This window comes from Rhodoferax sp. GW821-FHT07G04 (assembly GCF_059418585.1).
Window position 1 is genome coordinate 60,089 of the sequence record NZ_JBWKQD010000004.1, and the last position, 24,882, is coordinate 84,970.

Genomic DNA, 24,882 nt, shown 5'->3' on the forward strand with positions numbered 1-24,882 from the left:
ATGACCGCAAACGACACAAGCCCCGCGGTGCCGCCTACGGGCCGCCGCTACACCCACCCCCTGGTTTTCTTGCTGCTGATTGTTCCGTTTGGTGCTGCCAGCGGTTTCCTGGGCGTCACCATCGTCTACCTGCTGGGCAAGGCGGGGGTGGACCCGCTGACCATTGCCGTGCTGACGGGCCTGAGCTTTCTGCCGCACACCTTCAAGTTTCTGTATGCGCCCTTGGTGGACCTGACGTGGAAGCGCAAGAGCTGGTTTGTGCTGGCCAGCATCACCAGTGCCTTGGGCATTGCGCTCCTGGGCGTGGTGCCGGCCACCGAGGCCGGGCTGCCCTGGTTGCGTGTGCTGGTGGTGGTGGGCAATTTCTCAACGGCATTTTTGAGTCTGGCTGTCGAAAGCCTGATGGCCTACAACACGGCGCCCGACCAACTGGGCCGCACGGCCGGCTGGTTCCAGGCCGGCAACCTGGGCGGCGGCGGGCTGGGAGGAGGCCTTGCCTTGGTCATTGCCGAAAACACCAGCCTGGCTTGGTTGCCCGGCGTGGTGCTGGCCGTGGTCTGCCTGTTGACCGGCATTGCCGTGCGCTTCACGACCGAGCCCGAGCCGCATATGCCGGGTATGGATGGGGGGGCTGCCCATGCACCGACAAGCCCCTTGCAGGCTGTGTGGCGCGCCGTGCGCAGTGTGCTGCTGGACCTGTGGCAGGTGGCCCGCTCGCGCATGGGTTACCTGGGCTTGCTGATCTGCTTCTTGCCCATAGGCTCTGGTGCGGCCGGCAATCTGTTCCCGCTGTTCGCCACCGAATGGGGCGCCAGCGCCAGTGACGTAGCCGCCACCAGTGGTGCCTTGAGCGGCTTGCTGTCGGCGGCCGGCTGCATGGTGGGCGGCGTCATCTGCGACCGCATGGACCGCAAGCAGGCCTATGCGCTGTTTGGTGTGCTGATGGCCATCTGCGCCGTGTTGATGGCCTGGGCACCGCACACGCTGAACATGTACTACCTGTTTGTGCTGGGCTACGGCTTCATCAGCGGCCTGTGTTTTGCATCGTTCACCGCGGTCACGCTGGAGGCCATTGGCACCGGTGCGGCGGCCACCAAATACAGCATCTTCTCATCGCTGTCCAACACGCCGATCGCCTACATGGGCATCCTCAACGGGCACTTTTACGAGAAGGCCGGCAGCAATGCCGGCCTGTATTCCGACGCTGCCATGGGTGTGGCTGGCGTAGTGGTGTTTTTTGTGGTGACGGCGGTTTCCAAGCGGCTGCATGAGCAATACCGCTTGCGGCGGCAGCTGGCCTGACGGGTTGCACAGCGGGGTAGGGCGGTAGCATGGCGTTTGCGATCAAAGCCGATGTGGCCGATCCCCAGGCCCCGTCTTTCACGTTTGATGCGCAGAAGACCATGTATGGCGGCAAGCAGATCGCCAGCGGCGACGTGGTCTTTGTGTTTGCCAGCGAGAACGAGGGCGGGGTGGGCCTGGTGGCACAGGGCGTCATCACGTCAGCCATGGCGACGCCCAAACGGGCAGGCGTAGACCGGCAGACGCCCCGCATCAGCATCGCCGTGCAGCGCACGGCGCTGGCCCGTCGCTCCCTGGGGCGTGCGGACCTGAAACCCTTTACTGATTGGGACGACGGCCGGCCCGAAACCGAACTCAACTTCAAGTTCTACCGCCAGGCCACGAACAAGATCGTAGGCATCAGCGACGCTACCGCCGCCTTCCTGCGGCGCTTCTTCTAGCGCGTTCGACACAGGCTGGCGGGGCAGAAAAAGCACGGTGTTTCTTGTGTTGGCGAAGCCTGGATCGGGCCATAATGGGCCTTCATCGTCCCGATTGCCCCCGCCTTTCCCATGCCCGACACCACCATTGTCTTTGCCGATTTCACAGGAAGTACGGGCCTGTATGAAACGCAAGGCAATGCCAAGGCCGCAGAGACGTTGACGCGGGCCACGCAGTGGATTGGCAAGCTGTGCCAGTCGCGGGGCGGACGGGTCATCAAATACCTGGGCGACGGTGTGTTGATGGCCTTTGCCGACAACACCGGCGCCGTGCTGGCCATGGCCGAGATGCAACGCCTGCACCACGACCGCATCAGCACCTGGCCCGAGCGTGTGCGCATGCAGATCAAGATCGGCATGGCCCGTGGCCCCGTGGTCGAGCAGGACGGAGATTGCTTTGGTGATGCCGTGAACCTGGCCGCACGCCTGAGCGACCTGGCCGGGGGCGAGCAGATTCTGGTGTCGCAACCGGTCATCGCCGGTTTCACGGAGCAGGGCGGCACGCTGTCCCGCAACCTGGGCATGATGGATATCCGCGGCAAGGCCGAGCGGGTGGAGGTGCACCGCGTGGAGTGGCAGGCCGACGGCTCCTCTGAGTTCCTGACGATGCCGGCCTCGCTGGACTCGCTGCTGACGCTCAGCACTCTGCCATTGAGCAGCATCACGCTGACCTGCCTGGATGTGACGATCACGTTCTCGGGGCTGGACTTCCCCATCTATGTGGGCCGCGAGAACGACTCGCATTTCCCGGTCAACGACCAGCGTGTGTCGCGCATGCATGCCCGTATCGACCGACGGGGCAACCATTTCATCTTGGAAGACCTGAGCAGCTACGGCAGCTGGATACGCTTTGTAGGCAATGACTCGGTCGTGGCCCTGCGGCGCCAGGAGTGCACCCTGGTGGGGGACGGCGAAGTGGCGCTCGGTGCGCCGTTTGACGACTTCAGCGCGCCCTGCATCAGCTTCACCATCCAGGAAGTCGCGGGCGGCTGAAAACGACCCTGCTGCTTGGCGCCGCACAGCCAGGGCGTCTCTTCTGGCTCCTGTGTTTTCAGGCGAATCGCTATTGTTTTGATAGCCATTGGTGCATATTCGGCGAGGGCTAGAGGCACTTTTTGCTCCTGTCTTCGTAAAAACACCGTTAATAAACCTATTTTGGGGTTTTTGAGGCATCTTTTCCCTGAATTCCACCTGTCGGCCCGATGCTGCCGCCCATCTATCCCATCCAAACGCTGGATATAAGCGTCCTACATTGAGCTGTCGAAGGACCGGGTTGGTTCCCAGGGCCAAGCCGCTAGAACCCAGAGCAGGAGTTGGAGCATGCCCAAGCAATCAAGCCCACGCGGCGCTGCCGCTACTACGCTACATCTGACCAGGGCCAGGCTGCTGGCCGCCATCAGCCTGGCAGGCCTGCTGGCAGCCTGCGGTGGAGGTGGATCAGGCGGTGGCAGCACGGGCAGCGTCAACAATACGCCTTGCACTGGCTGCAGCACGCAGACCAATGCGCCGGTGTTTGCCACGATGGCCGGTACGGTGGTGGACAAGAGCGGCGCACCGGTGGCCGGTGTGACCATCAGCGTCTTCCACCACAACAACAATACGACAGTCACCACCACAACCGACGCCAGCGGTGCCTACGCAGTTACCGGGCTGTCGACTGTCGCCAACGCCGATTACGCCGTCTACGCCACCAAAGCCGGGCTGGGCTTTGCCGCGGCCGTGGGTGACGCGGCGGGCAGCGTGACCAAGTTCGATTTCAACGGCCTGTACCGCACGGTCATACGCTTTCAGACCATGCCGGCCCGCGACGTGCGCAGTGCCAACTTCATCACCTACCGGCCCGGCGATCGGGTGGCCAGCCTGGCGCGCACCGGCCAAGCCCAGAGTTATGCTGCCGGTGACGATGCGGCCGCAGCCAAGGGAATCGTCTGGCCCGGCGCACGCTTCAGCGACAACCAGAACGGCACGGTGACCGACCGGCTGACCGGCCTGGTCTGGCTGAAGAACGCGGGCTGTTTTGCCCCCAGCAATTGGGCCACGGCCTTGGCGGCTGCCAACACATTGGCCAGCGGCGCCTGCGGCCTCAGCGACGCGTCCACCGCCGGCCAGTGGCGTATGCCCAATGCCAATGAGCTGGAGAGCCTGGTCGATGCTTCCCAGGCCAATCCCGCCATCTCGGCAGGTCATCCCTTCACCGGCATTCGCCTGAGCAGCGCCTATTGGACATCGACTACCTATATGGCACTGACCGCCAATGCCATGGCCATACGCTTCTCGGATGGCCGCTGGATCAACGGCGCCGTCAACGCGCAGGGCAATACGCTGTTGGCGGCGGGTGACGGTGATTTCAACAACAGCAAGGCCACGTCGGCCAACGGGCTGTGGGCGGTCAAGTCGGGTGCGGTGGGCACGGTGCAATTGCTGGCCACCGGCGTCTATGACGGCCAGGGTGGCGGCTCATTCGGCGCGCGTGACGACGCCAACCTGCAGCTGGGCGCGGTGCTGACCTCAGCCCGTTTCATTGACAAGGGCGATGGCACATTGGCCGACACGGTGACGGGCCTGACCTGGCTCAAGAAGGCCGACTGCATCAACAGCAACTGGGCCGGCGCGCTGGCCGCCGTGAACGGTCTGGCCAGCGGCCAGTGCGGACTGAGCGATGGTTCCAGCGCGGGCCAGTGGCGTATGCCCAATCGCAGCGAGATGCTGAGCCTGTCGGACCGGGCGCCGACCTTCCCGCAGGCCTCGTACCTCAACGGCCAGTACCAGGCCAATACTTCGGTCAACGGGCCGGTGGTTTTTACCAACTTCATTGTGTCGGACTACTACTGGACCTCCACGACGGACGCCGCAGACCCCAGCCAGGCCTGGACCATCTATAGCTGCGACTTCGGTGTCTACAACGGCGCGAAGAGCACCGCGCTGTATGCGTTGGCTGTGCGCTAAAGCGCAACCCTAGGGGCTTTGCACGGCCAAGCGGTAGACATAGGCAAACCGCGGATTGTCGGGCTCCAGGCGCGCGGCCTGCTGCAGGGCCTTCAGCGCCTCGGCCCTGCGGTGCTGGCGCAACAGGGACAGCCCCAGCGCATGTTGGGCTGCGGCGTTTTGGGGCTGCTGCTGTACGACCTGGCGTATCAGAGCCTGGGCCTCGTCTTCGCGCCCCTGTGCGCGGTAGACATCGGCCAGGTTCAAAGGCGAGACTGCCAGCTCGGGCGCCATCTGCATCGCCTTGCGCAAGGCGGCTTCTGCTGGACCCCAGTCGCCTTGGTCGGCGTACAGCATGCCCAGGTTGTTGAAGGCTTCGGGCCGGTCGGCATTGAACTGCTGCACGGCGATGTATTCGGCTATGCCTTGCAGCAGTGCGGCCTGGTCTCGCGGACTCCACTGCTGACTGGGCAGGCCCGCCAGCCAGCGTGCGGCGGCAATGCGCACGGCCTTGACCGGGTCTTGCAGCAGTGGCAGCAGGGCGCGTGTGCGCAGCGCGGGTGGCCAGTCAGCTGTGGCGTCAACCGCTGTTTTGCGTACCAGGGCTTCGCTGTCTTGTAGCAGGGGGATCAGTTGCTGCAGGTCTTGTGCTGGCAGGTTGGCGGCCCAGCGCTGCAAAGCGGTGGCGCGCACGATGGGAGACTGCGTGGTGTCGCGCGCCAACGCGCCTAGCGAGGCTTGGGCCGTGGCGTCGCCCTTGTCCAGTGCCAGCAAGGCGGTATCCAACGGCCGCTGGCGCTGCTGCAGACGGGGATACCACTGCGCGGCCCGCTGAGCTGCCCATTGCACGGGCTTGTCGGCATGGCAGCGGGTACAGGCATTGGGCGTGCCGTTGGTCACCGACAGGTCGGGCCGTGGCACGCGGATGCTGTGGTCGTGCCGCGGGTCCACGGTCATGTAGGTGGTGGTGGGCATGTGGCAGCCCGCGCAGGTGGTGCCCGCAGAGCCGGGGCTATGGAAGTGGTGGGCCTTGGATTCATAGCGGGCCCCAGCATGGCATTGCAGGCAGGTGGCGTTGCCTTCGGCCCGCAGCTTGAGCGTGTGGGGGTTGTGGCAGTCGCTGCAGGTCACGCCCTTTTGGTACATCTTGCTTTGCTGGAACGAAGCATCGTTGTAGACCTCGCCCCGCATTTGACCGTCCGCCCAGAACAAGCCCTTGTCCAGCAAGGACGGTACATGGGTGTTGAGCTGCGGCTGGCCGTGCACATAGTCGTCGCTGATCTGGCTGCGGTGGGCGTGGCAGCGTGCGCACATCTCTCCCTCCGGGCGCCGCGGGCTCGGCGCCTGGCTACGCTGGGCATTGCCAGTGCTGGCTTGTATGGCCCACTGCACGCCCTTGCGTTCGTTGAGCTGCAGTGCCAGGCCATGCGTGGTGTCCACTTTCTTTTCGGCATCGGTCTTGTTGGCCCAGGCCAGGTGTTGCGAAGCCGGGCCATGGCAGGCCTCGCAGCCCACATGCGGCTCGCCCCAGGTGCTGGCATAGGTCTGGGTATCGGCCTGGTAGTTTTTCTTGAACTGCGTGGTGTGGCACTCGGCGCACATGAAGTTCCAGTTGTTTTGCCGACCGGTCCAGTGCAGGCCTTCGCCGGGGCGCACGTTCTGGCCCGCTTGCAGATGGAACCAGCGCTGGCCTCCTTGGGCACGGGGGCGGCTGTCCCACGCAATCGTCAAGGCCTGCATGCCCTGGTTGGGCATGGGAATCAGGTACTGCTGCAGCGGTGTGATGCCCAGTGTGTGGGTGATTTCGAACGCGTGCAGGCGCCCATCGGCACCCTCGGTGCGCACATAGAACCGGCCATTGTGCTGGCTGAAGACGGCGGTGGCGCCGGACCCCGCAAAGCGTTCGCCCTTGAACGGGGCCAGCACGGTGGCCGCGGTGGCCGGCTGCATGGCCAGGTCGTGGTGCGAGCCTTGCCAGGCCTGGTGCTCGGTTGCGTGGCACTGGGCGCAGGCCTGCGAGCCTACAAAGCGGGCGGGGCTTGCCGCAGTTGCCGGTGTGACTTGTGTCTGGGGTTCTTTCTGCTGGACATTGGCGGGCCGCCACCCCAACCAGGCGAGCACAGCCACCGCGAGCACCGCCGTTGCCACGCCCGGCAACCACCGCTTCATCCACGCCGCTCCTTGCCACAGCCGGCCCATGCGACTCCTTTCAAGCCCTCAACAGACCACGGTTTACGAACGCAGGCTTCTGCGCCACCGGCGCACTCCGTAGACCGTTGCCACTATAAGCCCCAGCAGCACAGCCGCAGCCGCCGCCAGCACGCCGGCCATTTGGCGCAGCAAGACCGGCCAATTGTTCTTCAGCAACTGGCCCAGCGGGTCGTAGTCGGCCGGGGGCTTGATGACGCCGTTTTGCGCCAGGTAGCGGTCGTAGTCTGCACGCAGTTCCTGCATGCGTGCGGGCTGGGTTGCGGCCAGATCCTTGGATTCGGTGGGGTCCTGGCGGATGTCGTACAGGTGCCATTGGTCGTCACTCAGCGGGCGGCTGTTGCGCGATATCTTGTAGTCGCCCTTGAACAGGCTTTCGGCCCCGGTGCCCTCAAAGCCCACGGCATAGCCTGCAGGGTGAATGCTACTGGCACGGCCTTCCAGGAAGGGCATCATGCTGCTGCCGGTGGGGCGCATCAGCGGCTTGCCGTGGTAGCTGTCGCCGGGCAAGGGGATGTCGGCAATGTCCAGCACCGTGGGCAGGAAGTCGGTGGCATAGGCAAAGGCATTCGCCACGCCGCCCGGCTGGATGCGCTGGGGGTAGTTGATGATGAAGGGCACCCGCATGCCGCCCTCGGCCGATGTTCCCTTGAACATCGCAAACGGGGTGTTGGACACCTGGGCCCAGTCCGACCCATAGTGCACATAGCTGCCTTTTTGTCCCAGGCTGTCAATGCCCAGCGCGTAGTTGGCCCGGTACCAGAGGCGGAAAGGCAGATTGAGCGTGTTCAACTCGTAGGCATCGGCACCGTTGTCGGACATGATGATGAAGACCGTGTTGTCCAACTGGCCGATCTTTTTCAACTGCTCCCGAAGGCGGCCTATGTGCTGGTCGGCGTTGTCCAGCATGCCGGCAAAGACGGCCATCTTCTTGGCATATAACTTTTGCTGGCCATCGCTGAGGCTGGCCCAGCTTCTGCCCATTTGCGACTGGGGCAGGGCTATGCCGCCGGGCACCAGGCCCAGTGCGACCTGGCGCTGGTAGCGCTGACTGCGGATGGCATCCCAACCGGCGGCATAGGTCCGCTGGTATTTCTGGATATCCACATCGGGCGCCTGCAGCGGCGAATGCACAGCCTGCAAAGCGATGGTTGCAAAGAAGGGCTTTTGGCTGGCTGCGCCCTCGGTAATGAATTGCAGCATCTTGTCCACATAGTGCTTGGTGGAGAAGAAATCGGCGGGCAGTTGGGCGCGTTTGCCGTCTTCCCACCACACGGCTTCCATGTTCAGCGGGGCGTAGACCTTGGCCTCGTAGTTGTCGGCGCCGGTTTGCTCCAGGGCCAGGTAGCGGTCCCAGCCCTTCGCGCCGGGCGCGCGCTCCACGCCTTCGCCCAGATTCCACTTGCCAGCGAAATAGGTGGCATAGCCGCCGTCATGCAGCAACTGGCCCAGGCTGTGGGCCTTGTCGCTCAGGTAGCCCTCATAGCCGGGCTGGCCTTTTTGGTTGTCGGCCATGACCACGCGCAGCGTGCCCGCCCCGGCACGGTGGTGGTCCACGCCGGTGCGCAGCATGGCGCGCGACGATTCGCAGGTGGACGCAGTGTGGAAGTTGGTGAAGCGCACGCCGGTCTGTGCGATCTGGTCGATATGGGGTGTGTGGATCTCGCTGCCATAGGCGCCAAAGTCACTGAATCCCGCGTCGTCCAGGAGCACAAAGACGATGTTGGGACGGTTTTGCGCAAGCGGCGTGGCCAATCCGGTGCTGGCGAGCAAGGCACAAAGGCTTGCGCACAGCGTGATACGGATAGCGGTAAGCGTAGGGGCCAAGGGTTTCTCCAGTGTTCTCTCGTGTCGGTTGGCCGGAGTTTGCGGTGTGCAATGCATTGCGTCCATCGCAAAATTAGCTGCTATATATTGCGTTTTATGCAATATGTAAAAAGGCAGGTTCCATGGATATCAAGCGCCTGACCCACTTCATCGCCCTGGCGGAAGAGGGCAAGTTTGCCCTGGCTGCGGCCCGTGTGCACCTGAGCCAAGCCGCCTTCAGCCGCAGTATCCAGACGCTGGAAGAGCAGATGGGCCTGCGCCTGTTTGACCGCGGATCCAAGGGTGCCAAGCTCACGCCGGCTGGTCAGGTTGTGCTGCGGCGTGCCTCGGACCTGGTGTTTGAGAGCCGCTGCCTGCAGCGCGATATTGAACTGGTGCGCCAGGGCGATGTGGGTGAAATCGCCATTGGCGCGGCGCCCATACCCGCCGCCGTGTGGATGCCTGATCTGCTGTGCCAATTGCGCCAACAAAGCCCCCAGTTGGTGGCCCGTGTGCGCATGGGCAACTTGCCCAAGCTGCTGGAGCATCTGGACGCACAAGAGCTGGACTTCTGCCTGGGCGATCCGCGCCTGGTGACCCAGAACGCACGCTATGCGATGGCCCGCATCGGCAAGCAATACGGCGGCCTGTATTGCCGCAAAGGCCATCCGCTGGCGCGCAAGGCTAGCATTACGCCAGAGGCATTGACCCAGTATGGGGTGGCACTCATCTCTGTGTCGCCCATTCTGATGGCGGCCGTGGCCCAGGCCTGCGGCTTTGCCCATGCTGCGGATTTTCCGTTGGCCGTGGAATGTGATGACATCCACACGCTGCGGCACCTGGTTAGCCAGACCGATGTGCTGGGCTTGCTGCCGCAACGTGCGGCCGAGCGCGGACCCCATGGCTTGGTGCAACTACCCCCATCCAAGGTGGCACCACCGTATGCAGACATACACGCCATCTGGCTCAAAGGCCGCACGTTGTCGCCCTCGGCCCAGCGTGCCATCCAGTTGGTCCAAGCCATGGCGACTGGCGACCGATAATGCAGGGCAGTACAGACACAGGTTTTCACCAGAGAAAGACCACAACAAGCCATGAAAATGCGTATCGGAGAAGGTTGGGATATCCACTCCCTGGTGGAGGGGCGCAAGCTGATTCTGGGTGGCGTGGAGATTCCCCATAGCAAGGGTCTGCTGGGCCATTCCGATGCTGACGCCCTCTTGCATGCCATCACCGACGCGCTCTTGGGCGCTGCCGCCATGGGCGATATCGGCACGCATTTCCCGGATACCGATGCCCGCTTCAAAGGTGCCGATTCGACCGTGCTGCTGGCCGAAGCCGCGCGCCGCGTGCGCGAAAAGGGCTATGAGATCGGCAATGTGGACAGCACCGTCATTGCCCAGGCGCCCAAGCTGGCGCCCCATATCACCGCCATGCGTGCCCGTATTGCCGAGGTGCTGGGGGTGGATGTGGACCAGGTCAACGTGAAGGCAAAAACTGCAGAAAAAATGGGACCAGTGGGGGAGGGCAAGGCCATGGAGGCCCGAGCCGTCGTGCTACTCATTTACTAAGCTTTACTTGCTCCGATATTGACGTACGGAACTTGGCAGTCGTAGCATGCGTCCAATGCACAAACCCGGTTCAGGGAGCCATTGTGTGAAGGAGTTGCCATGAAAAAATTTGCTCGCCTTTCATGTGCCTGTGCAAGCCTGCTGCTTGCAAGTGCTGCCGCCACGGCCGGCACCGTCAACGTGGTCTTTGTGCACCCAGAAAACTACACCGATGCGCGGGACTGGATGGACAAGGACAACACAGCCCACTTGCAGACCATTGCCGAATACTTCCAATGGCTGGGCAAAAAGTATCTGCCGGCGGACCAGACACTGCAGGTCGATGTATTGAACGTGGACCTTGCCGGCAAGCTGCGCACATCGGCCCGATGGGGCATGGTGCGGGTGATAGGCAAGCCGCTGGATTGGCCGCAAATGTCGCTGCGTTACCGCCTGGAATCGGGCGGCAAAGTGCTGGCCAGTGCCGAAGAGTCGATCTCGGACATGGCCTACAACCAGCACCTGGGTGGCTATACCGGCTGGGAGTCTTTGCCCTACGAAAAACATATGCTCAAGGACTGGTTCCGCAACCGGTTTAACCCCAGTGTTGCGAAGAATTGAACCTCTAATTTAGTCGAACGCAGTCGCCCGGTTTGGGCAGAGAATCCAGAGGGCCACGGTTTGTGGCCCTTTGTCATTTTCGTGTTGCCCATCCATGACTGTTACCGCCACCACTGCACATCCTCATCTGCTGCAACCCTTGAACCTGGGCTTTACCACGCTGCGCAACCGCGTGATGATGGGCTCCATGCACACGGGGCTGGAAGACCGCTTCTACAACTACCCCAAGCTGGCCGCCTATTTCCGTGAACGTGCCAAGGGCGGCGTCGGACTCATCGTCACCGGCGGCATTTCGCCGAATCGCCAAGGCTGGCTGCTGCCCTTTGGCGGCACACTGAATTCGATCTTTGATGTGCGCAACCACCGCAAACTGACCACCGCGGTGCACGAGGAGGGCGGCAAGATTCTGATGCAGATTCTGCACTCCGGCCGCTATGGCTACCAGCCCTTTGTGGTGTCGGCGTCCAGCATCAAGTCCCCTATCTCCATGTTCAAGCCCAAGGCGCTGACCGAGGGCGGCATCCAGTCAACGATCAAGGCCTATGTGCGCTGTGCCCAGTTGGCGCAGAAGGCGGGCTATGACGGTGTCGAGATCATGGGCAGCGAAGGCTATCTGCTCAACCAGTTTCTGTGCACCCGCACCAACCAGCGCACGGACCGCTGGGGCGGCAGCATCGAAAACCGCATGCGCCTGGCCGTGGAGATTGTGCGCCAGGTGCGCGCTGCCGTGGGGCCCAATTTCATCCTGATGTACCGCCATTCGGTTCTGGATCTGGTGGAGGGGGGCAACACCTGGCCCGAGGTCGTGCAGGTGGCCCAGGCGCTGGAGGCCGCGGGCGTGACACTGTTCAATACCGGCATCGGCTGGCACGAGGCGCGCACGCCCACCATCGTCACCTCCGTGCCCCGCGCGGCCTTTGCCAGCGTGGCTGCGCGGCTGAAGCAGGCGGTCAAGGTGCCGGTCATCGCCAGCAACCGCATCAACATGCCCGACGAGGCCGAGGCCCTGATCGCCAGTGGCAGCGTGGACATGGTGTCCATGGCGCGGCCCTTTCTGGCCGACTCCGATTGGGTCAACAAGGTGGCTGCCGGGCGCGTGGACGAGATCAACACCTGCATAGGCTGCAACCAGGCCTGCCTGGACCACACCTTTGCCAACCAGCGCGCGAGCTGCCTGGTCAATCCGCGTGCCGCGCACGAGACCGAACTGGTCTACCGCAAGGCCGCACGCAAGAAGAAGATTGCCGTGGTCGGCGCGGGGCCAGCCGGTTTGTCCGCCGCCACAGTAGCCGCTGAATGCGGCCATGACGTCACATTGTTCGACAGCAGCGACCGGGTGGGCGGCCAGTTCAACGTTGCCATGCAAGTGCCTGGCAAGGAAGAGTTTGCGCAGACGATGCGCTATTTTTCTCGACGTCTGGACATCACCGGCGTCAACGTGAAACTAAATCAGCGCGTCACCCGCGAAGAGCTGATCGCCCAGGGCTTTGATGACATCGTGCTGGCCACCGGCATCGTGCCGCGCAAGCCCAAGATACCCGGCGTGGAGCGGGCCAATGTGGTGTCCTATCTGGACGTACTCCAACGCAAGGTCACCGTGGGCAAGCGCGTGGCCATCATCGGTGCGGGCGGCATTGGCTTTGATGTGGGCGAATTCCTGTTGCACGACCCGAGCGTGGCCTTGCCCGTGTCCATAGAACACTGGTGCCAGGAATGGGGCGTGGACCTGCAAGCCCAGGTCCATGGTGGCCTGGTGCCCGCTGCTCCGCCCGAACCCTACCGCGAGTTGTACCTGCTGCAACGCAAGACCACGCGCGTGGGCGCAGGCCTGGGCAAGACCTCGGGCTGGGTGCACAGGGCCGTGCTGCAGCGCAATGGCGTCAAGATGCTGTCGGGTGTGGAGTACCGCCGCATTGATGATGCTGGTCTGCACATCACGGTGAATGGTGAATCCCAGGTCTTGGAAGTGGACCACGTGGTGCTGTGCGCGGGCCAGGAGTCCTTGACCGAACTGATGCCGGCCGCTGACGCGCCGGTAGTGCCGGGCGCACCGCGCTTCCATGCCATTGGCGGTGCAGCGCTGGCCAGCGAGCTGGATGCCAAGCGCGCGATTCGTGAAGGGGCAACGCTCGCAACCAGCCTGTAACAGGTGTGGGGGCGATATCAGACGCTGGTGACGCGTTGTAAGCGGATGTTGGCGGACAAACCACCCGACGGGGCATTGCTCAGCGAAAAACCGCCACCCATGCGCTGCACGGTCTTGTCCACAATCGCCAGGCCCAGACCGGCGCCATTGGCTGCCGTACGGGCGGTTTCGCCGCGGTAGAAGGGTTGGGTCAGGTTAACCAGTTGCTCTGGCGCAACACCCACGCCGTGGTCGCGTATCTTGATCAGCACCCATTTGTCACGGGATATTGCAGCGAGCTGGATGCGGGCGATGCCGGTATCGACCGATTTGCCGTAGCGGCGTGCGTTTTCCAGCAGGTTGGAGAGGATGCGGCCCAACTCCACCTCGTCGGCCAAGACGAGCAAGTTGTCCTCCAACTGCACCTTGATCTTCACGTCGTTCTGTTTGCGGTAGGAATAGGTACAGGCTTCCACCACGTCGGCCAGCACCACGGGCGCCAGCTTGGCCTTGTCGGGGCGGGCGTAGTCCAGAAACTTGCCGATGATGGCATCCAATTGCGCAATGTCGGCCGACATGTGGGAGCGGGCATCGGGGTCCGTCACGCTCATTTCGGTCTCCAGGCGCAAGCGGGCCAACGGTGTGCGCAAGTCGTGGGAAATGCCGGCCAGCATGACGGCGCGGTCTTGCTCGATCTTGGCCAGGCGTTGGGCCATGCGGTTGAAGCCAATATTGACCTCGCGAATCTCGCCGGTCTGCACGTTCTCATCCAGGCGGCTGGCTTCAAAGTCCCCCTCGCGTACGCGGCTGGCCGCAAAGGACAGTTGCTTCAGCGGCCGGTTGATCAGCCGCGCGATTAGCGCGGCACCGACCAGTGACAGGGCCGTGGCCACTGCCAACCACACGCCCCAGGTCTTGCCCTCGGCCGCATGAAAACGGGTTTCATCGGTCAGCAGCCAGTAGTCGTCGCCATCGATGACGAAGCCAATCCACAGGCCGGTCTGGTTGTTGACGCTTTTGGCCACCACGGTGCCGGTGCCCAGGCGTTTGGCCAGCTCGCTGGCGACGCGGCGGCTCAGCGCATCGTCGTCGAACAATGCGAATTGGTCGCTGGGTTCGCGGGGGACAATACGCAGTCCCTCTTGGTCGCTCATGGTCTTGAGCAGGGCAACCCGGGCGATGGCGTCGGAGTAGACCAGCGCGGCGCGACTCAGATTGACCTGCGAGGCCAACTCCTGGGCGGTACCCACCGCGTGGGCTTCAAACTCCAACGAGTGCAGCGTCTGCAGCCAGGCCAGCATGCTGCCCATCAGCAGCACGGCGATCAGGAAAAAGGTGCGCCAAAAGAGGTTGAGCCCAACCGGCGCGGGTTCGTACTCTGAGTCGTCCTGCGCTTCCGACTGTGTTTGCTGGGTGGCGAGAAGGGCCAAGTGCTAACAGTTCCTAGGCCGCTTCGTCCGGCACGAAGACGTAGCCCACGCCCCACACGGTCTGGATGAAATGGGGCGAGGCCGGGTCCTTCTCGATCAGCTTGCGCAGGCGTGATACTTGCACGTCCAGGCTGCGGTCAAAGGGCTCGAACTCCCGTCCGCGGGAGAGCTGGGCCAGTTTCTCGCGCGACAGCGGCACACGGGGGTGGCGGACCAGGGCTTTGAGCATCGCAAATTCGCCCGTGGTCAGCGTCAGCTCCTTGCCTTCCTTGTGCAGGGTGCGGGCAGCCAGATCAAAGGTGAACACGCCAAAGTGGGCGACCTCGTTCTCGGTGGACGGGGCGCCGGGTACTTCGGGCGTAGGGCGGCGGCGCAGTACCGCATGGATGCGGGCCAGCAGTTCGCGGGGGTTGAAGGGCTTGCCCAGGTAGTCGTCGGCGCCGACTTCCAGGCCCACGATGCGGTCAATGTCCTCGCCCTTGGCCGTCAGCATGATGATGGGGGTGGCGTCACCCGCGGCGCGTAGGCGGCGGCAGATGGACAGGCCGTCTTCACCCGGCATCATCAGGTCCAGCACGATCAAATCGGCTGTCTCGCGCAACATGATGCGGGTCAGGGACTTTCCGTCTTCAGCCAGCAAGACGTCAAACCCCTCCTGCGACAGATAGCGCCTCAGCAGGTCGCGGATGCGGGTGTCATCGTCTACGACCAGAATCTTGTTGGGTCGGGTTGCCGTATTCTGCATAGGTGGTCATGAATTTGTAACAGGCGTGATTTTGCGCGGCTTCCGGGTCTTCGACCTGCCTAAATTCCAGGTGTTGACAGAAAGTTACAAAAATCGGAAGACTGTTGCGGACGATACTCCAACAATAAAAAGCGAGGAAGACAATCTGAGAACCACAACAAAGATCACCATGTTTGCGCCCCGCGTCATATACGGTTTACTGGCTCTATTGGCCGTCGCTGCCGATGCGCAGCCTGCCAAGGAAGCGGCCGAGCCGGCCAAGGCCGAAGCCCGGGAGCCTGCGCGCGATGGTGACGTTCAGCAGCGCAGAGCCCTGCTGCGGGCCTCGCTCAAGTCGCAGGCCGATGTAGCCATGGCGCGGGACCTGCCAGTAGGCTCCCAGCGTCTGCTCAGCCCCCAGGAGCGGGCTGATTTGCGCCAGCAACTGCGCCAGCAATAGCGCCGGCAGCAGCGATAAAAATAAAGGGGCAAGCGCCCCCATCTTCGTGCTTGGCCTGGGGGGCACTGCGGTGTCATACTGCGGTTTTGACACCAAAAATGCGCAAACCGCAACCTGCCTGAGCATGCCAGCACCTTCCACGTTCACGAATGGCCGGTCGCCGTTGGCAACGGGCTCACTGCGGGTGTCGGACACCCTGGGGCGCTTTGAGTTGCGCAAGATGCTGGGCCGCGGCGCTCAGTCCACGGTGTGGCTGGCCTTTGACCCGCGGCTGGAGCGGGAGGTGGCGATCAAGGTGATGCGCCCTGGCAGCGGTTCCGACCCGCAGGCCCTGGTGCAATGGCTGGACGAAGCCCGTAGCGTCGGTCGGGTGAAGCACCCCAATATCGTGCCGGTCTACGAGGCTGACATCCAGGATCAGCAGCCCTATCTGGTGTTTGAGTACATTGCCGGCAATACGTTGGACCAGATTTTGAAGCAGCGCGGTGCCATACCGCCGCAAGAGGCCGTGGCCCTGATGCTGGACGTGCTGGACGCGGTGGTTGTGGCCCACGCCGTCAACGTCGTCCACCGCGATTTGAAGCCCTCCAATGTGCTGGTGGATACAGCCGGTCGAGCCAGGGTTTTGGACTTTGGCATTGCCGCCCGCATTCCGGACCGCAACAGTACAGACCCCGTAGTGCCCAGCGGCGGCACGGTGGGCTATTTGTCGCCCGAGGCGGCCAATGGCGCTGCGCCGTCGGCGTCAATGGATATTTTCTCTGCGGGCGTGGTATTGGCCGAGTTGCTGATGGGCAGGCCATTGATTGACGAGCCCGATCCTTACCGCTCGGTTTACCGTGTGGTGCATGAGCAGTTCAGCTTGCCCGACGACATGACTGCCGATGTGGACGACCGCCTGCGCGCCATCGTGCAGCGGGCGTTGGCGCGGGATCCACAGCAGCGCTTCCCTACGGCGCAGGCTTTTCAGGATGAATTGGAGCAGTGGGCCAAGCCGGTCGACGCCGCGGCCAAGACCACCGGAGACAACAGTACGCTGGACTTTTTGCTGCGCCGCATGCGGCACAAGAGTGACTTCCCGGCGTTGTCGGATTCGGTGGTGCGCATCCAGGATATGGCGAATTCGGAGACCGAAAGCGTCAACAGTGTCACCAATGAAATCCTCAAGGACGTGGCGCTGACCAACAAGTTGCTGCGCATGGTCAATAGTGCGCACTATGGGCAGCGCGGGGGCATCAACACCGTATCCCGTGCTGTCAACCTGGTGGGCTTCAACGGCATACGCAATATGGCCCTGAGCCTGGTGCTGCTGGAACACATGCACGACAAGGCCCATGCCGGCCAGCTCAAGGAGGAGTTTCTGCGTTCGCTGATGGCCGGCTCCATCGGTGGAGAGTTGTGTCCCGGGGCAGGGGAGAGCGAAGAAGCCTTCATTGGCGCGATGTTCCAGAACCTGGGGCGCCTGCTGGTGCAGTTCTACTTTCCGGAAGAGGCCAGCCAAGTGCGCAAGATGGTACTGTCCACGCGCGAGCCCGTCAGTGAAACCACTGCATCCATCAACGTGTTGGGATTGAGCTTCGAGGCCTTGGGTCTGGGTATCGCCAAGGCCTGGGGCCTTCCGCCCAGCATGCAGCGCTGCATGCGCAAGCCCACCGGCCCGGTACCGTCCAAAGCGCCGTCCGACGATGACGAACGCATGCGCTGGATCGCGCTGGCCGCCAACGAGATTGCCGATGTGCTGCTGCACTCTGCCCCCAAGGACGTGGATGCGCACGTGCTGGCGGTTACCCGCAAGTATGTGTCGGCCCTGGGCGTGGGCTCCAAAGCCGTGCAGGCCGCCACCACCGCCGCGCGGCAGAAGCTGATCGAGCTGGCGGCCGCGATGGAGATACGGGTCACGCCCGGTTCGGCCGCCGCCAACCTGTTGTCCATGCCCAAGCTCTCTCTGGACAAGGGCTCCGACGGGCACACACCGGATGTGGACAGCGGTTTTGCGGCCTTCGAATTGCATGCGACCAACACCACCATTCCAGAAGCCCATGACTTTGCCAGGCCGCAGGAGTCATTGGTGACACAGATACTGACTGCCGGCATTCAAGATATCACCAACGCCATGGTGGATGACTTCAAGCTCACCGACGTGCTGCGCATGATTCTGGAGACCATGATCCGCGCCATGCGCTTTGACCACATCATCTTTTGCATGCGTGACGCCAAGACCGAGACAATGACCGGCCGTTTTGGCCTGGGCGACGGTGTGGAATCCTTCGCCAAGGGCTTCAAGGTGCCGCTCAGGACGGCCACGCCGGATCTGTTTGCCGTGGTGTGCGGCAAGGGCACCGACACGATGATCAGCGACGCCACCGAGCCCAGGCTGGCGCAGCGCCTGCCAGACTGGTACCGCAAGGGCTTGAATGCGCCCACCTTTCTGTTGCTGCCGCTGATGATCAAGGGCGCGCCCTTTGGCCTGATTTACGCTGACAAGAAAAAGCGCGGCGCGCTGGAACTGGACGAGAAAGAGCTGGCGTTGCTGCGCACCCTGCGCAACCAGGCTTTGATGGCTTTCAAGCAGTCAAGTTAGAACTGCCTGCACGTTTCCCGGAATTGGATTACATTTCGCCGACCCGGCCACCGTGGCCGTGACGGAGGAGACTGCATGCCAACACTCAATATCAATGGCAAAGACACACAGGTCGATGCCGATTCCAGCACCCCCATACTCTGGGCCCTGCGCGACACGCTGGGCATGACCGGCACCAAGTTCGGTTGCGGTGCAGCCTTGTGCGGGGCGTGCACCGTGCACATCGATGGCCAGGCTACCCGCTCGTGCATCACCCCCATTTCTGCAGCGGCGGGCAAAAAAATCACGACGATTGAAGCCATGGCCGCCGACAAAGTGGGGCTGGCCGTGCAAAACGCCTGGGTCGCACACGATGTGGTGCAGTGCGGTTATTGCCAGAGCGGCCAAGTCATGAGCGCCACGGCCCTGCTAAAGACCAACAAGAAACCCAGTGACGCCGACATCGATGCCGCGATGGCCGGCAATATCTGCCGCTGTGGCACCTACGCCCGTGTGCGCAGCGCCATCCACGCTGCTGCCGCCAGTTTGGCCTAACCCTACCCAAGCGAGGAAATCACCATGCATTTCGACGCCGCAAGCCTGGATCTGGCCAGAGACCAATTGCCAAAAGGGCTGCTAGCCCTCGTAGAACGTACGCAAGGCGCTACTGAATCAGTAGCAAAACACGGTTTGCCACGCCGCAGCTTCCTAAAGATGGGCGTGGCCTCTGGCTTTGCGCTGGGCGCGTACCCAATGGTTGCTGGTGCACAGGGCACCGCACCGGCTGCACCCGCCGGCCTCAAACCGTTCGAGCAGCCGGCCGCCTTTGTGCGCATTGACAAGGACGGTACGGTAACGGTGGCCATCAACCGCCTGGAATTTGGCCAGGGCGTGCTGACCGCCCTGCCCATGTGCCTGGCCGAGGAGCTGGACGCCGACTGGAGCAAGGTACGCGCCGAGCACGGCGATGCCAACCCCGCCTATGTAGACCCCGCCTTTGGCATGCACCTTACCGGTGGCTCGGGCTCCATCAAACGCTCCTTCATGCAGTACCGCGAGCTGGGTGCGCGGGCGCGCGCCATGCTGGTGTCTGCTGCGGCCACGCAGTGGGGCGTGGACGCCAGCACGCTGCGTACCGAGAACGGCATGGTCATCGGTGCGGGTGGCAAATCCATCAGCTATGGAGACCTGTCGGATGCGGCGATGAAATTGCCAGTACCTGAGAAGGTGGCGCTCAAGGACGCCAAGAACTTCCGCATCATCGGCAAGGCCACGCCACGCCTGGACGCGCGGGCCAAGTCCAGCGGCCAGCAGAACTTTGGCATCGATGTGCAATTGCCCGGCCTGCTGACCGCCGTGGTGGCGCACCCGCCGGTATGGGGGGCCAAGATCAAGTCGCTGGACGACACCGCCGCCAAGGCCATACCGGGTGTGAAGGCCGTGTTGCGCATGCCCACCGACCGGGGCGGCGAAGGCGTGGCCGTGGTCGCGCAAGGCTACTGGGCCGCGAAGCAGGGGCGCGATGCGCTGAAGCTGGAGTGGGACGCTTCCGGCGTCGAGAAAGTCGACAGTGCCAAGCAATTGGCCAGCTACAAAGCCCTGGCCAAGAAAACCGGCGCATTGAAGTACAAGGCCGACATGGGCCCGCTGGCCAAGGCGCCCAAGAAGATCAGCGCCGAGTTCACCTTCCCCTACCTGGCGCATGCGCCCATGGAGCCGTTGAACTGCACCGTGCAACTGAGCGGTAGCGGGGCAGACGCCAAGGCTGCCATTTACCTGGGTACGCAAATGCCGGGCTTTGATGGCATGGTGGCATCCAAGGTCCTGGGCCTGCAGCCGCAGAACGTCAAAGTCAATGTGCAGATGGCCGGTGGCGGCTTTGGCCGGCGTGCCGTGCCCACGGCCGACTATGTGGTCGAAGCCTGCACCGTGGCCAAGCTGGCACAAGCATCGGGCCTGGACGCACCGGTACGCGTGCTGTGGAGCCGCGAGGACGACATCAAGGGCGGCTACTACCGCCCCATGCATGTGCACCGCGCCGAGATCGGCTTTGATGCCAAGGGCAAGGTGCTGGCCTGGGACCACGTCATCGTCGGCCAGTCGATTGTGTCGGGCACGCCGTTCGAAGCCATGATGGTCAAGGATGGCATAGACGCCACCATCGTCGAAGGCATGCGCGAGCCCTATGACGTGCCGATGCAGCTTTCGGTGCACCATCCCAAGCAGAATGTGCCGGTGCTGTGGTGGCGCAGCGTGGGCTCCACACACACCGCCTACGTGATGGAAACCCTGGTCGACGAAATCGCCCGCGCCACCAAGCAGGACCCGGTGGCCTACCGCCTCAAACTGATGGGTGACAAGCACCCTCGCCACAAGGCCGCGTTGATGCTGGCGGTGGAGCAATCCGGTTACGGCAAACGCAAGCTGCCCAAGGGCCAGGCCTGGGGCGTGGCGGTGCACGAATCGTTTGACACCGTGGTGGCCTATGTGGCTGAAGCCTCGGTCACCAAGGGTGTGCCCAAGCTGCATGCGGTGACAGCTGGCGTGCATTGCAACCTGGCCGTCAATCCCAAGACGGTGGAGGCGCAAGTGCAGGGCGCCGCGCTGATGGGCCTGGGCACCTGCCTGCCCGGTGCGGCCATCACGCTGAAGGACGGCATGGTGGAGCAAAGCAATTTTGGCGACTATGTGGTGGCCCGCATGCCCGACATGCCCAAGATCGCGGTGCACATCGTGCCCAGCGCCGAACCACCCACCGGCATGGGTGAGCCTGGCTTGCCACCACTGGCGCCGGCCTTTGGCAATGCGATTGCCAAGCTGACCGGCAAGACGCCGCGCGACTTGCCGTTCAAGCTGACCTGAGCCCGCATGGAAAGTCTGGACCTGCGCGTGCTGGGTGATGCCCTGCGGTGGCGGCAGAGTGGCCACGCGGTGACGCTGGTCACCGTGGTCGAAACCTGGGGCAGCGCACCGCGTCCGCCTGGCGCCCTGCTTGCGGTGCGTGACGATGGCCTGGTCAGCGGTTCGGTGTCCGGCGGTTGCGTGGAAGACGACTTGATTGCACAGACCAAGGCCGCCTTTCAGGATGCCCATGGCCAGCCGCGTACACAGGCGCCACCGTCCATGCTGGCCTATGGGGTCAGCAAGGAAGAGGCGGCACGTTTTGGCCTGCCCTGTGGCGGCACGCTGCGCCTGGTGCGCGAGCCGCTGCTGGATGTGGCCTGGGTTGAAGAGCTGCTGGCACGCACGCAGGCGCATGAGCTGGTGGCCCGGCAACTGACGCTGGCCACTGGCGCCGTACGCCTGCTGGTCGCCCAGCGCGGGCAGGCCATGCACTTTGACGGCAGCGTGTTGACCACCGTTTTTGGTCCCAAGTGGCGTTTGTTGTTGATAGGCGCGGGCCAGTTGTCGCAGGCCGTGGCGCAGATGGCGCAGATGCTGGACTTTGAGGTGCTGGTGTGTGATCCGCGTGAAGAATATGCCGCCATGCTGCAGATGGATGGCGTCACCCGCCTGCAAGGCATGCCGGACGACGTGGTGCGCGAACTGGTGCCCGATGCGCACACCGCCATCGTCGCGCTGACGCACGACCCCAAGCTCGACGATATGGCCTTGCTGGAGGCGCTGCAGTCCAACGCCTTCTACGTGGGTGCCTTGGGGTCCCGCCGCAACCAGGAGGCGCGCAAGCAGCGCCTGGCCGAGCATTTTGATCTGCAGCCCGCAGAGTTGGCCCGGCTGCACGGCCCGGTGGGCCTGTTCATCAACGCCAAGACACCGGCCGAGATTGCGGTGTCGGTGATCGCCGAAATCATCCAGGTCAAGAACGCCACGTCCGCCGCCCAATCAGCGTCCGAGCCCTCGACGTGCGCGACACCTCTCCCACAGTCCTGATACTGGCCAGCGGCCGCGGCGAACGCTTCCAAGCTTCCGGCGGTCAGGGTTCCAAGCTCGACGCGCTGCTGCACGGCAAGCCGGTGTTGCAGCACACGCTGGACGCGGTGCGCGCCACAGGTCTGCCTCTCCATGTGGAAACGGGACCGCACGCCGGCATGGGCGATTCGATCGCCGCTGCCGTACGCGCCACACAGGACGCAGCGGGCTGGTTGGTATTACCCGGCGACTTGCCGCTGGTCCAGAGCGCCACGCTGCTGGCGGTTGCACAGCACCTGGCGCAGCATGCGGTCGTGGTGCCGGTGTTCCAGGGGCAGCGCGGGCACCCGGTCGGTTTTGCGCCCGCATGCCGTGATGCGCTCTTGGCCCTAAAAGGAAATAAGGGTGCAGCCCTCGTGGTACAAGCGTATGGCGCTACCGAATTGATAGTAAACGACATCGGCACTGTGACCGACATCGACACCGTGCAAGACCTGGAGCAGGCGGCGCAGCGCGGGTGACGGGCTTCACCGCGCAGTGTTGTCGTTGCGCGCCTCGTCCAACAGCCATTGCCGAAACACCGCCAGCGCCGGTGTATGGATGCGCCCGCGCGGGCAGCACAAAAAGTAGCCCGATGCCATCTGGTACGGCGCCACCGAATCCGGCAGCGGCGCGCTGACCAGGCCGGCCGCAATGTCCTCGCGCACCAGGCAGGCCGGCACCAGGGCCAGGCCCAAGCCCGCCATGACGGCCCGAATGATGGAGTTGTAGTTGTCCAGCACCGGCCCCTGCAGGGCCGTCAACTGGGTCAGCCTCTGCGCGCGGCACCACTGGGGCCAGGCGTCGGGCACCTGGAAGTGGTGCAGCAGCGTGTGTTTGGCAACGTCGGCCGGACGGTTCAGCGTGGCGCTGCGGTGCGGTTTGGGCGGGGCGATCAGCAGCAACTCGCGGCCGGCCAGGTAGTCGCTGTCGGCATCGGACCAATCGCCATTGCCATAGCGGATCGCGCAGTCCAGCTCCAGGCTATTGAAGTCCTGCCCGCGGCTGGTGTGCACAAAGTCCACCGTCACCGATGCGTGCATCTCATACAAACGCGCCATGCGTGGAATGACCCACTTGGCGGCGAAGGTGGGCACGCAGTACACATGCAGGGCGCCGCCCTGGTTGCCGTGCGCCATCAGCTCCAGCGTGGCGGACTCGATCTGCGCCAGCGCCGCCTGCACCTCCGGCAAATAACTCTGCCCCGCAGACGACACAAACAGCCGCTTGCGTTCACGTGTAAACAGCGCCACGCCCAGGCTTTGTTCCAGCTCCAGAATTTGCTTGCTGACCGCGCCTTGCGTCAGGTGCAGTTCTTCCGCCGCACGCGAAATGCTGCCGTGGCGGGCGGTCACCACAAAGGCCCGCAACCAGGGCATGGGGGGGTAGAGCTTGCGCATAGTTCATTCATTCTAGGAATGAACCTGACGCCTATCTTTCGCTATCGCTAATCAACGCCCAGGGCAAGAATCGGCAGCACGCAATGCATGAAATTCCGTTTTGGCATGTATGCGCAACAGGAGACACACACATGAAAATCCATAAGTTCGCTACGTTGGGCTTGGTGCTGGGCATGGCGGCCGCGTATGGCCAAAGCCATGAATGGGCGCATCACGCCGCATTGGCTGAAAAGCCGGCCGTGCTGAAGACCATGGAGACCTTGGTCAATCTGGATTCAGGCACCGACGACGGCAAGGGCCTGGCCTTGGTGGAGGCCGAACTGGTGCGCCGCCTGCAGGCGCTGGGCGCAACCGTGGAAACCTCGGCCGCGCCACCCTCGGTGGGCAAGGTCGTGGTGGGCCGCCTCAAAGGCAAGGGCAGCTCCAAGATCATGCTGATGATCCACTACGACACCGTGTTCCCGGTGGGCGAGGCGGGGCGGCGGCCGTTCCGTGTGGAGGGGCAGCGCGCCTATGGTCCGGGTGCGGCGGACGCCAAGGGTGGTGTCGCCCTGATCCTGCATGCCATAGCCTTGTTGAAGGCGCAGGGGTTCGAGCGCTATGGCGAATTGACGGTGTTGTTCAACCCGGATGAAGAGAAAAGCTCCATAGGTTCACGCGAAGCCATTCGCCGCCTGGCGCCCCAACAGGATGCCGTGTTGATTTTTGAGCCGCCCGAGGCCGAGAAGCTGATCGTGGCGACCAATGGTATTTCCTTCGTCAATCTGCAGGTCAAGGGGCTGGCTTCGCATGCGGGTTCTGCGCCCGAAAAGGGCCGCAATGCGGCGATGGAGCTGGCGTACCAGTTGCTGCAATTGGGGCAGTTAGGCGACCCCGCCAAGGGCACGACCGTCAACTGGACCGTGGTGCAGTCTGGCGACCGCAGCAACATCATTCCCGAAGCCGGCCGTGCCACCGCGGATATGCGCATGTCGGACCTGAGCGAGGTGGAGCGTGTGCAGCGCGATGCCGACCGCATCATCCAGAAGAAGATGGTCCCTGAAAACGAGGTACAGGTGAAAGTGGAATACCGCCGCCCGCCCTTTCAGCGCAACCCGCAGACCGAGCAATTGGCCCGAACGGCCAATACCCTCTACGGTGAGATCGGCAAGTCCATTGAACCCGTGGCCATGCGCTATGGCACCGATGCCGGTTTTGCGTTTACCCCTGGCGCTGCCAAGCCCGTGGTGCTGGATGGGCTAGGCGTGGTGGGTGACCGCATCCACTCTTCCGATGAGTTTGTGGACACGGACAGCATCGCTCCACGTCTTTATCTGACGATGCGCTTGATCGAGAAGCTCAGTGAATAGTTGAGCCCTCTGGCGAGGCTTGTGCGCAGGCAGG

20 protein-coding genes are annotated in these 24,882 nt (G+C 63.4%); 15 read left to right on the forward strand and 5 right to left on the reverse strand.

The features are described 5' to 3' along the window. The 4 genes from AC07OO_RS19610 to AC07OO_RS19625 all read left to right on the forward strand — a co-directional run bounded on the left by AC07OO_RS19610 (position 1) and on the right by AC07OO_RS19625 (position 4,727). Positions 1–1,302, forward strand: coding sequence for an MFS transporter (locus AC07OO_RS19610; protein ID WP_495083827.1), 1,302 nt, complete (start codon positions 1–3; stop codon positions 1,300–1,302). Positions 1,303–1,331: 29 nt separating this feature from the next. Beyond that, complete coding sequence (locus tag AC07OO_RS19615; protein ID WP_495083828.1) at positions 1,332–1,742, forward strand: hypothetical protein; 411 nt, start codon at positions 1,332–1,334, stop codon at positions 1,740–1,742. Positions 1,743–1,853: 111 nt separating this feature from the next. Beyond that, the gene (locus AC07OO_RS19620) at positions 1,854–2,774 is read left to right on the forward strand and encodes an adenylate/guanylate cyclase domain-containing protein (protein WP_495083829.1); all 921 of its coding nucleotides are present in this window, start codon (positions 1,854–1,856) and stop codon (positions 2,772–2,774) included. Positions 2,775–3,101: 327 nt separating this feature from the next. Continuing rightward, entirely contained in the window at positions 3,102–4,727 is a 1,626-nt protein-coding gene (locus AC07OO_RS19625; protein ID WP_495083830.1) for an Lcl domain-containing protein, read from the forward strand. Between the two features lie 9 nt (positions 4,728–4,736). Here the strand turns inward: AC07OO_RS19625 and AC07OO_RS19630 are convergent, their stop codons facing one another. Both AC07OO_RS19630 and AC07OO_RS19635 read right to left on the reverse strand, forming a co-directional pair. Further along, positions 4,737–6,875, reverse strand: coding sequence for a tetratricopeptide repeat protein (locus AC07OO_RS19630; protein WP_495083831.1), 2,139 nt, complete (start codon positions 6,873–6,875; stop codon positions 4,737–4,739). 63 nt (positions 6,876–6,938) lie between these two features. After that, positions 6,939–8,741: an arylsulfatase gene (locus AC07OO_RS19635; protein WP_495083832.1), complete on the reverse strand. Its 1,803-nt coding sequence runs from the start codon at positions 8,739–8,741 to the stop codon at positions 6,939–6,941. Between the two features lie 122 nt (positions 8,742–8,863). On the opposite strand from AC07OO_RS19635, the gene AC07OO_RS19640 reads away from it, so the two are divergent. From AC07OO_RS19640 to AC07OO_RS19655, 4 genes are all read left to right on the forward strand, one after another. After that, positions 8,864–9,763 carry a LysR family transcriptional regulator gene (locus AC07OO_RS19640; protein ID WP_495083833.1) on the forward strand — a complete coding sequence of 300 codons (900 nt, stop codon included), beginning with the start codon at positions 8,864–8,866 and terminating at the stop codon, positions 9,761–9,763. A 51-nt stretch (positions 9,764–9,814) separates the two neighbouring features. Continuing rightward, positions 9,815–10,291, forward strand: coding sequence for a 2-C-methyl-D-erythritol 2,4-cyclodiphosphate synthase (ispF, locus tag AC07OO_RS19645; protein WP_495083834.1), 477 nt, complete (start codon positions 9,815–9,817; stop codon positions 10,289–10,291). A gap of 99 nt (positions 10,292–10,390) precedes the next feature. Further along, positions 10,391–10,891 carry a DUF3016 domain-containing protein gene (locus AC07OO_RS19650; RefSeq protein ID WP_495083835.1) on the forward strand — a complete coding sequence of 167 codons (501 nt, stop codon included), beginning with the start codon at positions 10,391–10,393 and terminating at the stop codon, positions 10,889–10,891. A 94-nt stretch (positions 10,892–10,985) separates the two neighbouring features. Then, entirely contained in the window at positions 10,986–13,037 is a 2,052-nt protein-coding gene (locus AC07OO_RS19655; RefSeq protein ID WP_495083836.1) for an oxidoreductase, read from the forward strand. Between the two features lie 17 nt (positions 13,038–13,054). On the opposite strand, the gene AC07OO_RS19660 is transcribed toward AC07OO_RS19655, so the two are convergent. Then, entirely contained in the window at positions 13,055–14,446 is a 1,392-nt protein-coding gene (locus tag AC07OO_RS19660; RefSeq protein ID WP_495083837.1) for a sensor histidine kinase family protein, read from the reverse strand. A gap of 13 nt (positions 14,447–14,459) precedes the next feature. Then, positions 14,460–15,191, reverse strand: a complete 732-nt coding sequence (gene ompR / locus AC07OO_RS19665) for an osmolarity response regulator transcription factor OmpR (protein WP_495083838.1) — start codon at positions 15,189–15,191, stop codon at positions 14,460–14,462. Between the two features lie 169 nt (positions 15,192–15,360). Between ompR and AC07OO_RS19670 the strand changes: the two genes are divergently transcribed. The 6 genes from AC07OO_RS19670 (at position 15,361) to AC07OO_RS19695 (ending at position 22,581) form a co-directional block, all read left to right on the forward strand. Continuing rightward, positions 15,361–15,630, forward strand: coding sequence for a hypothetical protein (locus AC07OO_RS19670; protein ID WP_495083839.1), 270 nt, complete (start codon positions 15,361–15,363; stop codon positions 15,628–15,630). 124 nt (positions 15,631–15,754) lie between these two features. Continuing rightward, positions 15,755–18,211, forward strand: a complete 2,457-nt coding sequence (locus tag AC07OO_RS19675) for a protein kinase domain-containing protein (protein ID WP_495083840.1) — start codon at positions 15,755–15,757, stop codon at positions 18,209–18,211. Between the two features lie 75 nt (positions 18,212–18,286). Beyond that, positions 18,287–18,745: a (2Fe-2S)-binding protein gene (locus AC07OO_RS19680; protein ID WP_495083841.1), complete on the forward strand. Its 459-nt coding sequence runs from the start codon at positions 18,287–18,289 to the stop codon at positions 18,743–18,745. Positions 18,746–18,769: 24 nt separating this feature from the next. Next, positions 18,770–21,052, forward strand: coding sequence for a xanthine dehydrogenase family protein molybdopterin-binding subunit (locus AC07OO_RS19685; RefSeq protein ID WP_495083842.1), 2,283 nt, complete (start codon positions 18,770–18,772; stop codon positions 21,050–21,052). A 6-nt stretch (positions 21,053–21,058) separates the two neighbouring features. Then, the gene (locus tag AC07OO_RS19690) at positions 21,059–22,081 is read left to right on the forward strand and encodes an XdhC family protein (protein WP_495083843.1); all 1,023 of its coding nucleotides are present in this window, start codon (positions 21,059–21,061) and stop codon (positions 22,079–22,081) included. Next, positions 22,054–22,581: a nucleotidyltransferase family protein gene (locus AC07OO_RS19695; RefSeq protein WP_495083844.1), complete on the forward strand. Its 528-nt coding sequence runs from the start codon at positions 22,054–22,056 to the stop codon at positions 22,579–22,581. The genes AC07OO_RS19690 and AC07OO_RS19695 overlap by 28 nt, the downstream gene beginning before the upstream one ends. A gap of 6 nt (positions 22,582–22,587) precedes the next feature. Here AC07OO_RS19695 and AC07OO_RS19700 read toward each other — a convergent pair whose 3' ends face one another. Then, positions 22,588–23,499: a LysR substrate-binding domain-containing protein gene (locus tag AC07OO_RS19700; RefSeq protein ID WP_495083845.1), complete on the reverse strand. Its 912-nt coding sequence runs from the start codon at positions 23,497–23,499 to the stop codon at positions 22,588–22,590. 131 nt (positions 23,500–23,630) lie between these two features. On the opposite strand from AC07OO_RS19700, the gene AC07OO_RS19705 reads away from it, so the two are divergent. Beyond that, positions 23,631–24,848: a glutamate carboxypeptidase gene (locus AC07OO_RS19705; protein WP_495083846.1), complete on the forward strand. Its 1,218-nt coding sequence runs from the start codon at positions 23,631–23,633 to the stop codon at positions 24,846–24,848. Positions 24,849–24,882 lie beyond the last annotated feature (34 nt).